At 66.8% G+C, this 12,920-nt stretch carries 16 protein-coding genes; 11 read left to right on the top strand and 5 right to left on the bottom strand.

The annotated features are described in order from the left end of the window. Positions 1-3: 3 nt before the first annotated feature. The 9 genes from mltB to ugpQ all read left to right on the top strand — a co-directional run bounded on the left by mltB (position 4) and on the right by ugpQ (position 8,224). Positions 4-1,053 (top strand): lytic murein transglycosylase B, encoded by a 1,050-nt coding sequence (gene mltB, locus C7443_RS19200; protein ID WP_110020591.1) that lies wholly within the window; start codon positions 4-6, stop codon positions 1,051-1,053. 17 nt (positions 1,054-1,070) lie between these two features. Beyond that, positions 1,071-2,240, top strand: coding sequence for a septal ring lytic transglycosylase RlpA family protein (locus C7443_RS19195; RefSeq protein ID WP_110020589.1), 1,170 nt, complete (start codon positions 1,071-1,073; stop codon positions 2,238-2,240). 73 nt (positions 2,241-2,313) lie between these two features. Beyond that, the gene (locus tag C7443_RS19190) at positions 2,314-3,489 is read left to right on the top strand and encodes a D-alanyl-D-alanine carboxypeptidase family protein (protein WP_110020587.1); all 1,176 of its coding nucleotides are present in this window, start codon (positions 2,314-2,316) and stop codon (positions 3,487-3,489) included. 87 nt (positions 3,490-3,576) lie between these two features. Then, a complete protein-coding gene (locus C7443_RS19185) occupies positions 3,577-3,840 on the top strand; it encodes a YbeD family protein (RefSeq protein WP_110020585.1) in 264 nt (87 codons plus the stop codon). Next, positions 3,837-4,505, top strand: a complete 669-nt coding sequence (gene lipB, locus C7443_RS19180) for a lipoyl(octanoyl) transferase LipB (protein ID WP_110020583.1) — start codon at positions 3,837-3,839, stop codon at positions 4,503-4,505. The genes C7443_RS19185 and lipB overlap by 4 nt, the downstream gene beginning before the upstream one ends. A gap of 1 nt (position 4,506) precedes the next feature. Further along, a complete protein-coding gene (gene lipA / locus C7443_RS19175; protein WP_110020582.1) occupies positions 4,507-5,484 on the top strand; it encodes a lipoyl synthase in 978 nt (325 codons plus the stop codon). 31 nt (positions 5,485-5,515) lie between these two features. Continuing rightward, positions 5,516-6,298, top strand: a complete 783-nt coding sequence (locus C7443_RS19170) for a TatD family hydrolase (protein WP_110020623.1) — start codon at positions 5,516-5,518, stop codon at positions 6,296-6,298. Between the two features lie 52 nt (positions 6,299-6,350). Then, positions 6,351-7,466 (top strand): NAD(P)H-dependent flavin oxidoreductase, encoded by a 1,116-nt coding sequence (locus tag C7443_RS19165; protein ID WP_110020580.1) that lies wholly within the window; start codon positions 6,351-6,353, stop codon positions 7,464-7,466. A 5-nt stretch (positions 7,467-7,471) separates the two neighbouring features. Then, on the top strand, positions 7,472-8,224 hold the full coding sequence (ugpQ, locus tag C7443_RS19160) for a glycerophosphodiester phosphodiesterase (protein ID WP_110020579.1): 753 nt from the start codon (positions 7,472-7,474) through the stop codon (positions 8,222-8,224). Between the two features lie 7 nt (positions 8,225-8,231). Here the strand turns inward: ugpQ and C7443_RS19155 are convergent, their stop codons facing one another. From C7443_RS19155 to C7443_RS19140, 4 genes are read right to left on the bottom strand one after another with little or no spacing between them, the layout of a single operon-like run. Further along, positions 8,232-8,684 carry a YaiI/YqxD family protein gene (locus tag C7443_RS19155; RefSeq protein WP_110020577.1) on the bottom strand — a complete coding sequence of 151 codons (453 nt, stop codon included), beginning with the start codon at positions 8,682-8,684 and terminating at the stop codon, positions 8,232-8,234. After that, positions 8,681-9,235 carry a 1,6-anhydro-N-acetylmuramyl-L-alanine amidase AmpD gene (ampD, locus tag C7443_RS19150; RefSeq protein ID WP_110020576.1) on the bottom strand — a complete coding sequence of 185 codons (555 nt, stop codon included), beginning with the start codon at positions 9,233-9,235 and terminating at the stop codon, positions 8,681-8,683. Before ampD ends, C7443_RS19155 begins: the two co-directional genes overlap by 4 nt. Continuing rightward, complete coding sequence (gene murI / locus C7443_RS19145; protein WP_110020574.1) at positions 9,232-10,044, bottom strand: glutamate racemase; 813 nt, start codon at positions 10,042-10,044, stop codon at positions 9,232-9,234. Before murI ends, ampD begins: the two co-directional genes overlap by 4 nt. A 13-nt stretch (positions 10,045-10,057) precedes the next feature. Then, the gene (locus C7443_RS19140) at positions 10,058-11,068 is read right to left on the bottom strand and encodes a class 1 fructose-bisphosphatase (RefSeq protein WP_110020572.1); all 1,011 of its coding nucleotides are present in this window, start codon (positions 11,066-11,068) and stop codon (positions 10,058-10,060) included. Positions 11,069-11,220: 152 nt separating this feature from the next. On the opposite strand from C7443_RS19140, the gene C7443_RS19135 reads away from it, so the two are divergent. Then, a complete protein-coding gene (locus C7443_RS19135) occupies positions 11,221-12,264 on the top strand; it encodes a 6-phosphofructokinase (protein ID WP_110020571.1) in 1,044 nt (347 codons plus the stop codon). A gap of 185 nt (positions 12,265-12,449) precedes the next feature. After that, the gene (locus C7443_RS19130) at positions 12,450-12,740 is read left to right on the top strand and encodes a hypothetical protein (protein ID WP_110020569.1); all 291 of its coding nucleotides are present in this window, start codon (positions 12,450-12,452) and stop codon (positions 12,738-12,740) included. A gap of 18 nt (positions 12,741-12,758) precedes the next feature. Here C7443_RS19130 and C7443_RS19125 read toward each other — a convergent pair. Next, positions 12,759-12,920, bottom strand: a 162-nt coding sequence (locus tag C7443_RS19125) for a DnaB-like helicase C-terminal domain-containing protein (protein WP_281279432.1), incomplete at its 5' end; no start/stop codon positions are given.

Here is a 12,920-nt window from a genome sequence, read left to right as displayed (position 1 = left end):
CTGATGAAACGTCTGACCTGCCTGAGTGCCGCGCTGCTCGTCGGTGCCTGTGCCAGCCCTTCACCCGCCGTCGAGCCTGCCGCGCGCACACCGAGCGCACCGGCCGTAGAGACCAGCAGCGGGCGTCCGCTCGCGGGTCGCGCGGATGTTGAAGCCTTCATTCGCGAAATGGTCGCCAAGCACGGCTTTTCGTCGGATGAGCTGCACCGTGCCTTCGCCCGCGCCTATGACCGCCCGGAAATCATCGAGGCGATGAACCGCCCGGCCGAATCGAAGAGCTGGGGTGCCTACCGGCGCATCTTCCTGACCGAGAAGCGCATCGCCGGCGGCGTGGCGTTCATGCGCGCGAATGCCGCCGCGCTGGCCCGCGCCGAACGCCAGTACGGCGTGCCGGCGGAAGTCGTCACCGCGATCATCGGCGTCGAAACCCTCTACGGCGGCAACACCGGCAAATACCCGGTCATCGAATCCCTGTCGACGCTGGCGTTCGATTACCCGCGCCGCGCCGCGTTCTTCCGCTCCGAGCTCGAAAATTTCCTGCTGCTGGCCCGTGACGAAGGCATCGACTACCTGCAGCCGCGCGGCTCCTACGCCGGCGCGATGGGGCTCGCGCAGTTCATGCCGTCGAGCTACCGCCGCCTGGCGATCGATTTCGACGGCGACGGCCACCGCAATCTGTGGAGCGACCCGGACGACGCCATTGGCAGCGTCGCCAACTACCTGGCGCGCAGCGGCTGGCGCGCTGGTGATCCGCTGATCGCCGTGCCGGCGACGGCCCAGGGCAGTGCCTGGAAGGATGTCGTGTCGAGTAACTTCCGCCAGCCGAAATCGCTCACCCGCCTGTCGGTCGCCAACTGGGGCGCACGCGGCGTGCAGCCGCTGCAGTCCGTCGCTGCCGAGCGTTCGGCACTGCTGGTGGTACTCGACGGTGACAGCGGCGACGAACCCTATCTGTGCTTCGATAATTTCTATGCGATTACGCGCTACAACCTGAGCGCACTCTACGCGATGGCGGTCACGCAGCTGTCGCAGGAAATCCGCAGCCGGCGCTGACCGGCCAGGGGGGAGACATGCGTAAGCGACGCTTGCGTGTCCACACGCTGACGGCACTGGCCTCGGCCATCTGGCTGGCGGCCTGTTCAAGCACACCCGAGCTGCGCGGTGAAGGCGAACCGCCGAGTCGCAGCGGCAACCCTGAATCGTATGTGGTGTTCGGCAAACGTTATTACGTGCTCGGCACCAGCGCCGGCTACCGCGAGCGCGGCATCGCCTCGTGGTACGGCGACGCCTTTCACGGCAAAAAAACCTCCAGCGGCGCGCCATTCGACATGCACGAGATTTCCGCCGCGCACAAGACACTGCCGATTCCGGCCTGGGTCAAGGTCACCAATCTCAGCAACGGCAAGACACTGAAGATCCGTGTCAACGACCGCGGCCCCTTCGTCGGCGATCGCATCATCGACCTGTCCTACGCCGCGGCAAAGGAGCTCGGCGTCACCGGCCCCGGCACCGCGCAGGTCGAAGTCGAGGCGCTGGCACCCTTCCAGGTGCTCGCCGACTCCGCCCGCCGGCCGAAGCCTTCGGGCTGGGAAGACGCGGTGGTCGCCAACCGCGACAAGCAGCCGGCTCCGGCTATGCCGAGCGCGGTGGCACCGGCGGCCGTCGCAGCGACCGTGCCGAGGGCTTCGAGCGCCTGGCGACCGCAGCTCGCGGCCAACACCGCAGCAGCCCCGCGGAGCACCACCGCCTGGGTACCCAACGCCGACGAGGCGCCGGCCCAGCCATTGCCACCGATCGCAGTCGACAACGCGGCCGACGCCACACCGCTGCCGGCACCACGCACGCCGGTGCCGGTCGTCGCCAGCAGCAGCGAACCGCCGGCGGCCATCGTGCCAACGGTGCTGCCGGTCAGTGCCGATGCCCTGGTGCAGGTTCCGGCCGGCGTTCAACCGCGGCCCGTCGCCGACACCCGCCCGGCCCCCTCAGCGGCGACCGGCCCGGTCGGCAACGCCAACGGGCTGTTCGTACAGCTCGGCGCCTTTGGCGACCGGCGCAACGCCGAACAGCTGCGTGCGCAGGTACGCGGCAGCTTCGACGCTCCGGTGTCACTCGACGACACGCGCCGTGACGGCCTTTACCGCGTGCGCCTGGGACCCTTCATCACTGCGGCCGATGCGCAGCGCGCCAGCTCACGCGCCACGCAACTCGGACTCGGCCGCCCACGACTGGTCGTTGACTGAAGACCTGTCGGTCGTCCGCCGCCATGATGGCATGCGGGCGGCCTCCACCGAACCACGGGATCGTCACCTGCCCATGCTTAGCCAATTCGCCTCTCGCCTCCTGCTGCTGACGAGCCTGCTCGTCGGCAGCGCCAGTCTCGCCGCTCCCGCGGCCCCCAGCACCGGAACCCAGATCCCCTCGCCTCCCGATCTGCCGGTCCGCGCTTATGCGCTGATGGACTACCACAGCGGCAAGATTCTCGCCGACAAGCTCGGCGATGAGCGCATGGAGCCGGCCAGTATCACCAAGCTGATGTCGGCCTACGTGATCTATGAGGCCATGCGCGAGGGCAAGCTCAAGGGCAGCGACGACGTCTACGTCAGTGAAAAGGCCTGGCGCACCGAAGGCTCGCGGATGTTTGCCGACGTCGGCTCGCACCTGAGCGTCGACGAACTGCTGATGGGCATGGTGATCCAGTCGGGCAACGATGCCACCGTGGCGCTCGCCGAACATGTTGCCGGCTCCGAGCAAACCTTCGCCGAGCTGATGAACCAGTGGGCGCAGAAACTCGGCATGACACACTCGCACTTCGTCAACGCGACCGGCCTGCCGGACCCCGAGCACTACACTACGGCGCACGACATCGCGATCCTCACCCGCGCCCTGATCCACGACTTTCCCAACCAGTACGTGCATTACTCGGTGCGCGAGTACACCCACAACAACATCACGCAGCACAACCGCAACCGCCTGCTGTGGCAGGACCCGACGGTCGACGGCGTCAAGACCGGGCACACCAGTTCGGCCGGCTTCTGCCTGGTGTCCTCGGCCAAGCGTGACGACGGGCGCATGATCGCCGTGGTGCTCGGTGCCAAACTCGAACGCGACCGCTATGCGTCGAGCCAGGCCCTGCTCAACTACGGTTTCAGCTTCTACGAGACCCGCCGCCTGTACGGTGCCGGGGAAGCCCTGACCGATGCCCGCGTCTGGTTCGGTGAAACCGACAAGCTGCCGCTGGGACTGGCCGAGCCGCTGGCCGTCAACGTCCCCAAAGGGCGCGGCGACGCGCTGAAAGCCACCATCGAGGTCAATCCGAACATCGAAGCGCCGGTCGCCAGTGGTACGGCACTCGGCAAGGTGGTGGTCACGCTCGACAGTGAAACCGTGCGCGAAGTGCCACTGGTCGCATTGCAGGACGTGCCCGAAGGCGGTTTCTTCTCCCGCCTGATCGACCACATCCTGATGCTGTTCCACAAGCTGTTCGGCTGACAGCCTCTTGCAGGGCACCCGCCTCGCCCCTATTTCACAAGGCTTGGCGGGTGCATCGTGCAGCCCGCAGCGTTTGGCGAAGCATCCATGAACAGCTCTGCGTCCCCACTCGTTTTTCCCTGTGACTTCCCGATCAAGGCCTTCGGCAGTGGCGACGATTTCGTCGAGCTGGTCATCGAGCTGATCGGCCAGCATGCCCCTGGTCTGGACACCCGCGGGGTGCGCGTGCAGGACTCGCGCAACGGCCGCTACCGTGCCGTCACCGTCGTCGTGCACGCGCAATCCAGACCCCAGCTCGACGCCATCTACAGCAGCCTGAGCGCCCACGAACGCGTGGTGATGGCGCTGTGAAGCCGCGCTGCTGGCAGGTCCGTCAGCTCGGCCTGCAACCCTATGCGCGCGTGTTCGCTGCCATGAAACGCTTCACCGCCGAGCGTGACGAACACACTGCCGACGAAGTCTGGGTCGTGCAGCATCCGCCGGTGTTCACGCAGGGACTCAACGGCAAGCCCGAGCATCTGCTGGCCACCGGCGACATCCCGGTGGTGAACGTCGACCGCGGCGGCCAGGTGACCTATCACGGTCCGGGGCAGGCGGTGCTCTACCCGCTGCTCGACATCACCCGCGCCGGCATCGGCGTGCGCGAGCTGGTGAGCGCCCTGGAGAACACCGTCGTGCAGCTGCTAGCCGAGCGCGGCGTCAGTGCCTATGCCAAGCCCGATGCACCCGGCGTCTATGTCGACGGCCGCAAAATTGCGTCGCTCGGGCTGCGCGTACGCAAAGGGCGCTGCTACCACGGCCTGGCAGTCAACGTCGATATGGATCTGGCGCCGTTCCTGCGCATCAACCCCTGTGGCTATCCTGGACTGGAGATGACACAGATGCGCACGCTCGGCCTTGATTTCGACATGCAGAAAATAACAAGCGATTTATTGCATAATATGGCGCAACAGCTCGGCTATACTGCCACCTCGGTGACGTCGAGCCTCCCCGCAGCCCTGATCGAGGAATCATGAGATGGCCGAGCAGCCGCCCGTCGCTCCCAAACGCCCTGTTGCCGGTGAAAAACTGCGTGGCGCCGACAAGGTCGCGCGCATTCCGGTCAAGATCGAACCGACCACCAGCGCCACCCGCCTGAAAAAGCCGGAATGGATCCGCGCCCGCTTCCCCGGCACGCCGGAGGTCCAGCGGCTGAAGGGCATCCTGCGCGAGAATCGTCTGCACACCGTCTGTGAGGAAGCCTCCTGCCCGAACCTCGGCGAATGCTTCGGCCACGGCACGGCGACCTTCATGATCATGGGGGATATCTGCACCCGCCGCTGCCCGTTCTGCGATGTCGGCCATGGCCGGCCCAATCCGCTCGACGCCGACGAACCGCTGAACATGGCGCACACCATCGCGGCGATGGGCCTCAAGTACGTGGTCATCACCTCGGTCGATCGCGATGACCTGCGCGATGGCGGCGCCGGCCACTTCGTCGAGTGCATCCGCCAGGCGCGGGCGCTGTCGCCACAGCTGAAGATCGAGATCCTGGTGCCCGATTTTCGCGGCCGCATGGACATCGCGCTGGAGCTGCTCGAACAGGCACCGCCGGACGTGTTCAACCACAACCTCGAAACCGTGCCGCGCCTGTACCGCCAGGCACGCCCCGGTGCCGACTACCAGTTCTCGCTCGAACTGCTCGCCGCGTTCAAGGCCCGTCACCCGCACGTGCCGACCAAATCCGGCTTGATGCTCGGGCTCGGCGAAGAACTCGACGAAGTCCGCACGGTGATGCACGACCTGCGCGCGCACGGCGTCAACATGCTCACGCTCGGCCAGTACCTGCAGCCCAGCGCCCACCACCTGCCGGTCGCGCGCTACGTCACGCCGCAGGAGTTCGAGCAGCTGCGTGTCGATGGCCTGGCGATGGGCTTCAGCCAAGTGGCCTCGGCACCGATGGTGCGCTCCTCCTACCACGCCGATCTGCAGGCCAAGGGCGAGTTTCAGCCCTGAGCCGATGGCCCGGCGGCAGCGCCGGGCCGCCATCGCCATGCTGATCGACACCCACAGCCACTTCGACGCCGGTGAATTCGATGCCGATCGCCCGGCGGCCTATGCACGGGCGCGTGCAGCCGGCGTCGGGCAGCAGGTGGTGCCGGCGGTCAGCTACGCCGGCTGGCCGAACCTGAAAGCCGTCGTCGCCCGCTACGCCGGCCTGCATGCCGCCTACGGCCTGCATCCGTGCTATCTCGCTGAACACCGGCCGGAGCACCTTGCAGCGCTGAAGCAATGGATCGAGCGCGAACGTCCGGTCGCCGTCGGCGAATGCGGGTTGGACCTGTACATCGAATCGCTCGATCCAGCCCTGCAGGAGCAGTTTTTCCTGGCTCAGCTGCGCCTGGCCCGTGACTACGAGCTGCCGGTGATCGTGCATGCACGGCGCGCCGTCGACCAGGTGCTGAAGTGCATCCGTCGCATCGGCAGCCTGCGCGGCGTGGTGCACAGCTACGCCGGTTCGCTCGATCAGGCCAGACGCCTGCGCCAGCTCGGCTTTCTGGTCAGTCTCGGCGGACCGCTCGCGTATCCGCGCGCCGAGCGACTGCACCGGCTGGCGCGCGAGCTGCCGCTCGACGGGCTGCTGCTGGAAACCGACGCGCCGGACCAGCCCGGCCCCGCCCATGCCGGCCAGCGCAACGAGCCGGCGTACCTGCCGGAGGTGCTCGCCGAACTCGCGCGCCTGCGCGGCGGCGACCCCGCTGAAATCGCCACCGCGACGCACGCCAACGCCTGCCGGCTGTTCGCTCTGCCCGCCATACCCCAGCCCTGAAAGGCTCATCCGCTATCATCGGCGTCAAATCCGTCTGCGAGGAATGATCGAGATGTCCGCCTCCCCCGTCCTGAACCAGCTGCTGCGCACGACCTATCCGCTGATCCAGGCACCGATGGCCGGCGGCCCTGGGACCCCGGCGCTGATTGCGGCAGTAGCCGACGCCGGCGGACTGGGCTCGCTGGCCGCCGGCTATCTCAGCCCCGAGGCGCTGCGCATGGCGATCGCCGAGGTGCGCGCGCTGACCGATCGCCCGTTCGCCGTCAACCTGTTCGCACACACGCCGGCCCCCGTGGACGCCGACAAGCTGGAATGGGCGCGCATGCTGCTCGCCCCCTATTGCCGCGAACTCGACATCGAAGTCCCGCACGATCTGTCGCCGCCAGTGGAACTGGGCGAACAGCTGGAAGTGGTGCTCAGCGAGGGCATCGACATCGTCAGCTTTGCCTTCGGTCTGCCGAACGCTGAGCAGATGTTCGAACTGCGTGAAGCCGGCGTCACCATCCTCGGCACGGCAACCCATCTGCTCGAAGCGCTGGTGCTGGAAAGCAGCGGAGTCGACGCCATCGTCGCCCAGGGCGCTGAAGCCGGCGGCCACCGCGGCGGCTTCATCGGCGATGGCGAACGCGTCGCCGTCGGCACGATGGCGCTGGTACCGCTGCTGACCACGCATCTGAAAGTGCCGGTGATCGCCGCCGGCGGCTTGATGGACGGACGCGGCATCGCCGCCGCGATGATGCTCGGCGCCAGCGGCGTCCAGCTCGGCACCGCCTTTCTCGCCTGTCCGGAAGCCGGCACACCGGTTGCGTGGCGCGAAGCCCTGCTCAGTGATGGCAACGAACTCGCCACCGTGCTGACCCGGGTATTCAGCGGCCGCCCCGCCCGCGGCCTGGCCAACCGCCTGACGCGCGAGCTCGCCGCCGACGCCGCTGACCTGCCGGCTTTCCCGCTGCAGCATCAGCTCACCTCGCCGCTGCGTCAGGCGGCCACACAACTCGGCCGCGCTGAATTCCTCTCGCTGTGGGCCGGCCAGGGCGTATCTCTGCTGCGCACGGCCCCGGCCGCCGAGCTGATCGCTGACTGGATCAACGCAGCCGAAAGCCTGCTCGGTCGTTCCCTCGCCGCTCCGGCCGTCGCACACGCACCGTGCGGGCTGACGATCGACTAGACACGATGACGACGAACTGGCTGTGGCCACGCATTTTCGCGCATCGCGGTGCTGGCCGGCTGGCGCCGGAAAACACCCTCGCCGCCCTGCGTGAAGGCGCACGCCTCGGCGCGCGCGGACTTGAGTGCGACGTCAAGCTCACGCGGGACGGCGTATGCGCACTGCTGCATGACGACAGCCTGGAGCGCACCACCGACGGCCACGGTCCGGCCGCGATGCTGGACTGGACCGACTGGGCGCAGCTGGATGCCGGCAGCTGGCACAGCCCGGCCTACGCCGGCGAACCACCGGCCTCGCTGCGGGCGATCGCCCATGCCTGTCGGGCACTCGGCCATGCCATCAACATCGAGATCAAACCGTGCCCGGGACGTGAGGCGGAAACCGGCCGCGTCGTCGCCGGGCAGTGCGCAGCCTTGTGGGCCGATGCTCCGCTACCACCGCTGCTGTCCTCGTTCTCGTTCGAGACCTTGCTGGCCGCTCGCCAGGCGGCGGTGCAGCTGCCGCGTGGCTGGCTGGTCGAGGCCGTACCGCCCGACTGGCACGACAAGCTGCAGGCACTCGATGCGCGGGCACTGCACTGCTGGCACGAAGCGCTCAGCGCCGCGCAGGTCGCAGAAATCAAAGCCGCCGGCTACGCGGTGTTCTGTTACACGGTCAACACGCCGGCACGGGCACAGGAACTGTTCAGCTGGGGGGTCGATGCCCTGTGCACCGACTACCCGGACCAGCTCACCCCCGCGCGTTGCGGTATCGGCTGAAACCGCCTCAGCGACGCGCGTTCTGCGCCAGCAGACGATCCAGCGCGGCGGCGAACGCCTGCTTCTCGCGCGCGCCGAACGGTGCGGTGTGGGTCTGCACCTGCCCGCTCGAACGCAGCTCGTCCATGAAATTACGCAGCGACAGCACCTCGCCGATATTGGCCGCGCTGTAGAACATGCCGCGCGGATTGATGACTGCGACCTCGCGCTCGACCAGCCGCGCCGCCAGCGGAATATCGGCGGTGACGACGATGTCACCGACCTGTGCCTGCGCGACGATCCAGTCATCCGCGGCATCCAGATCGGCGCTGACGGTCACCACCCGCACCTGCCGCCCCGGCGGCTTGCGCAACGCCTGGTTGGCGACCAGAACCAGCTCGACACCACAACGCTGACTGGCACGCAGACAGATCTCCTTGACCGGCACCGGACAGGCGTCAGCATCGATGTAGAGCGTCACGCCGCGGCCTCCAGCAGGGCACGCAGACGCACCCAGTCGAATGCCGGCCCCGGATCGGTCTTGCGGCCGGGAGCGATATCACTGTGACCGACCAGCGCATCGGCACTCAGTGTCGGTACAGCGATACGCAGCGCACGGATCAGCTCAGCAAGGCGCAGGTACTGGGCATCGGTATACGGGCTTTCGTCGCAGCCTTCGAGCTCGATGCCGATCGAAAAATCATTGCAGCGCTCACGCCCGCGCCAGCTCGACACACCGGCATGCCAGGCCCGCGCAGTCACCGGCACGTACTGCACCAGTTCGCCATCGCGGCGGATCAGATAATGCGCAGACACCCGCAGGCCGGCAATGCCTGCGAAATACGGGTGAGCCGCCGCCGGCAGGGTGCCGTTGAACAGGGCATCGATCCACGGTCCGCCGAACTCACCAGGCGGCAGACTGATGCCGTGCACGACGATCAGCTCGATTGCGCCGCCGGCCGGCCGCGCGTCCTGGTGCGGCGATAGGCAGTGCCGGGCGGCATCCAGCCAGCCGTCAGCGCGCAGCTTCATGCCGCCACCGCCGCCGGCAGGGGATGCATGTGCGCCGCGCAGTCACCACACAGGCGGCGCAGCACCGGTTGCAGACGCGCACAGTCGCCGCTGGTGTAGAAGGCCGACTCCGGCGGCGTACCCGCCGCTGCCAGTAGACCATGCGCCGACAGCAGACGATGCGTCTGCCGGGCCACGGCGGCGCCGGTGTCGATCAGCGCTACGTCCGGGCCGGCGATCTCGGCGATCAGCGGCCGCAGGAACGGGTAATGGGTGCAGCCGAGGATCAGGGTGTCGGCACCGGCGGCGAGCAGCGGCTCGACATGGCGGGCGATCACGCCTCGCGCCTGCGGACTGTCGAATTCACCGTGCTCCACCAGCTCCACCCAGTCCGGGCAGGGCTCGGTGAGCACGCGCACGCCGCGCCCGAAGCGCGCCAGCAAGGCCGCGAACTTGACGCTGCTCAGCGTGCCGGTGGTCGCCAGCACACCGACCACCCCCGAACGGGTGGCCGCAGCGGCCGGTTTGACCGCCGGCTCCATGCCGACGATCGGCAGCGTAAAGCGGCTGCGCAAGTGGTTCACCGCTGCCGCCGTCGCCGTATTGCAGGCAACGACGATGAGCTTGGCGCCCTGCGTCAGCAGAAACTCGGTGATCAGCGTCGAGCGGGTACGGATGTAGACCTCGGACTTTTCGCCGTAGGGAACATGCCCCGAATCCGCGACATAGACGAAGCGCTCGTGCGGTAACGCGCGGCGCAGATCGCGCAGCACGGACAGGCCGCCGAGCCCCGAATCGAAAACGCCGACCGGTGCGGTCGGCGTCGTCATCCCGCTCAGGGCATCAGCCCTCGCGATGATAGGCAATGATGCGCTCGACCTCGTTCTTCGAACCGAGGATCACCGGCACCCGCTGATGCAGCCCGCTCGGTTTGATGTCGAGGATGCGCTGCGTGCCGGTGGTCGCCGCCCCGCCCGCCTGTTCGATGAGGAAGGAAATCGGATTGGCTTCGTACATCAACCGCAGCTTGCCACCGCGCTCGGCGTTCTTCGAATCCCACGGGTACATGAACACGCCGCCGCGGCACAGCAGACGGTAAACGTCACCGACCATCGCACCCATCCAGCGCATGTTGAAATCGCGCCCGCGCGGACCGTCCTTGCCGGCGAGGCATTCGTCGATGTAACGCTTGACCGGCGGCGCCCAGAAGCGTGCGTTCGCAGAATTGATTGCGAATTCAACCGCCTCGGCCGGCATGTGCATGTCCGGATGCGTCAGCACGAATTCGCCGATGGTGTCATCGAGCGTGAAGCCATTGACACCGTGGCCCATCGTCAGCACAAGAATGGTCTGCGGGCCGTAGATGGCCATGCCGGCAGCGATCTGCTGGGTGCCGGGCTGCATGAAATCTTCGACGTGCGGTTCGGTGACGCCCTCGGGGCAACGCAGCACCGAGAAGATCGTGCCGATCACGCCGTTGACGTCGACATTGGTCGAGCCGTCCAGCGGATCGAACAGCAACAGGTACTTGCCGCGCGGGTACTGCGCGGGCAGGCGGTAGACGTCGACCATCTCCTCGGACGCCATCGCCGCCAGGCGGCCACCCCATTGATTGCAGCGGAGGAAGACTTCGTTGGAGAGCACATCCAGCTTCTTCTGGGCCTCGCCCTGCACGTTCTCGGTGCCGGCGTGACCGAGCACATCGGCGAGGCCGCCGCGGCGCACGGCGTTCGAAATCGCCTTGCAGGCGATCACGATATCGCTGATGAGCAAGGAGAAGTCGCCTCTCGCGCCGGCGGCGTAGCGACGTTGCTCCTCGATGATGAACTGGTTGACGGTGGTGCCGACGTACATGCTGGCTTACCTTCGACGCGGTGATGGGCTTGGCCCGCCTACATCCGGTCCGATCCTCGACCGTACTGTGAAGCGGGGACATGTAGTTTATCACAGGCCTTTTGAGCGACGATTTCGGACAGTTTCTGTGATCATCAGGGGAGAACGCGTACATGCCGAAACGACATATCGGTCTGCTGACAGCCGGTGGTGACTGCCAGGGGCTCAACGCGGCGATCCGCGCAGTGGTACAGGCCGGTGTCGGCCGTTACGGCTGGGAATTCACCGGTTTTGAAGACGGCTTCATTGGTCTCGCCGAAAACCGGACGCAGGAACTGACCCTCGATCGAGTCGCCAGCATCCTGCCGCTGGGCGGCACGATGCTCGGTACCGGTCGCGGCGTATCCGGTGCTGCCGAAAGCGGACCCGACGCCATCGCCGCGTGCATCAAGAACTTCCACGAACGCAAGCTCGACGCCTTGGTGTGCCTGGGCGGAGACGGCACGCAGCGTTTCGCGGCCCTGCTGTCGGCTGAAGGACTGCCCGTCGTCACCCTGCCGAAAACCATCGACAACGATATTCGCGGCACGGACACCAGCTTCGGCTTCGCCACGGCCACCGCCATCGCCGTCGAGGCCATCGACCGTCTGCACACGACGGCCTCAAGCCACCATCGCATCATGCTGGTCGAAGTCATGGGGCGTGATGCCGGCTGGCTGGCGGCGGCCAGCGGCCTGGCCGGCGGCGCGGATATCGTGCTGATCCCGGAAATTCCGTATTCGGTCGATCGCGTCATCGAAGTTGCCCAGGAACGGCGACACCGTGGTCGGCATTACTCGATGATCGTCATTGCCGAGGGGGCCTACACCCAGGACGAGGCCACGCAGCCGGGTTTCCGCCCGCGCATGCACTCGGCGGCATTGCGGCTGGTCGACGAACTGCCCGCCCGCACCGGCATCGATACGCGGCTGGTCACACTTGGTTACACGATGCGGGGTGGTGCACCCTGCCCTGTCGACCGTATCCTTGCAACTGAACTCGGCGTCAATGCGGTGGAGTTCATTGAAAACGGCCGTTTCGGCATGATGGTGGCCAAATGCGGTGCCGGAGTCGGTGCCGTGCCACTGGATTCCGTCGCTGGCCCGCCGCGTGTCGTACCGACGGATGACCCTCTGCTGGTAACACTGCGCCGCATCGGCGTCTGCATGGGGGACTGAAATCCTGCACCGGCCGGCCTCGGTTCGGGGCCGGGCGCCAGCTCGTTCAGCGAAGGACTCGTTGGACATCCCGCAGGGATAGCCAGACGCCGATATTGGCAATTTTCTCTGCCCGATGGATTCCGTGCATGACCACTTCCCCGTCCCTGAGAAGCTCTGTGAGAAGCTCGGCCAGTATCCGCCGCATGGGTACGATATCGCTGCTGTCTTTCATCGTCGCATTGCTACTGACACTGCTGCCTTCCCGCGTGCTCAATACCTTCGTATTCGAGATGGAGGCCGATCTGATGGAAATGGCCAGCATACCGCTGTGGGTCATATCCATCGGCTGCGCCATCCATGCCTTCCAGCTGACCCGCGAGCGGCGGCGGCCACTCGATGGTTACACCCTGATGGTCGGCCGCGGGCCGCTGTTCCTGATCCCGTTCGTGCTGGGCACGCTGCTGGTACTGACACTGCTGGGCGTCAAAATCTGACGTCGCCCGGCCAGTCCCTCACTCGTAATCGCCCGAGGTGTACACATCGGGCGTGAAATTCTCAAAGCGCGTGTACTTGCCAAGAAACGTCAGCCGCACGCTGCCGATCGGGCCGTTGCGCTGCTTGCCGATGATGATTTCGGCGGTGCCCTTGTCGGCGCTGTCGGGGTTGTAGACCTC

Source organism: Plasticicumulans acidivorans, assembly GCF_003182095.1.
Classification (GTDB): Bacteria; Pseudomonadota; Gammaproteobacteria; order Competibacterales; family Competibacteraceae; genus Plasticicumulans; species Plasticicumulans acidivorans.
The sequence above is the reverse complement of the archived record's forward strand: the minus strand, read 5'-3'. Positions and strand labels throughout refer to the sequence as shown.

What these genes read in the sequence shown, in the direction of transcription:
- ugpQ (WP_110020579.1), top strand. Translation starts at nt 7,472, where the DNA reads ATGACGACGAACTGGCTGTGGCCACGCATTTTCGCGCATCGCGGTGCT.
- C7443_RS19130 (WP_110020569.1), top strand. Translation starts at nt 12,450, where the DNA reads ATGGGTACGATATCGCTGCTGTCTTTCATCGTCGCATTGCTACTGACA.
- ampD (WP_110020576.1), bottom strand. Translation starts at nt 9,235, where the DNA reads ATGAAGCTGCGCGCTGACGGCTGGCTGGATGCCGCCCGGCACTGCCTA.
- C7443_RS19190 (WP_110020587.1), top strand. Translation starts at nt 2,314, where the DNA reads ATGCTTAGCCAATTCGCCTCTCGCCTCCTGCTGCTGACGAGCCTGCTC.
- C7443_RS19195 (WP_110020589.1), top strand. Translation starts at nt 1,071, where the DNA reads ATGCGTAAGCGACGCTTGCGTGTCCACACGCTGACGGCACTGGCCTCG.
- mltB (WP_110020591.1), top strand. Translation starts at nt 4, where the DNA reads ATGAAACGTCTGACCTGCCTGAGTGCCGCGCTGCTCGTCGGTGCCTGT.
- C7443_RS19140 (WP_110020572.1), bottom strand. Translation starts at nt 11,068, where the DNA reads ATGTACGTCGGCACCACCGTCAACCAGTTCATCATCGAGGAGCAACGT.
- C7443_RS19135 (WP_110020571.1), top strand. Translation starts at nt 11,221, where the DNA reads ATGCCGAAACGACATATCGGTCTGCTGACAGCCGGTGGTGACTGCCAG.
- C7443_RS19185 (WP_110020585.1), top strand. Translation starts at nt 3,577, where the DNA reads ATGAACAGCTCTGCGTCCCCACTCGTTTTTCCCTGTGACTTCCCGATC.
- murI (WP_110020574.1), bottom strand. Translation starts at nt 10,044, where the DNA reads ATGACGACGCCGACCGCACCGGTCGGCGTTTTCGATTCGGGGCTCGGC.
- C7443_RS19165 (WP_110020580.1), top strand. Translation starts at nt 6,351, where the DNA reads ATGTCCGCCTCCCCCGTCCTGAACCAGCTGCTGCGCACGACCTATCCG.
- lipA (WP_110020582.1), top strand. Translation starts at nt 4,507, where the DNA reads ATGGCCGAGCAGCCGCCCGTCGCTCCCAAACGCCCTGTTGCCGGTGAA.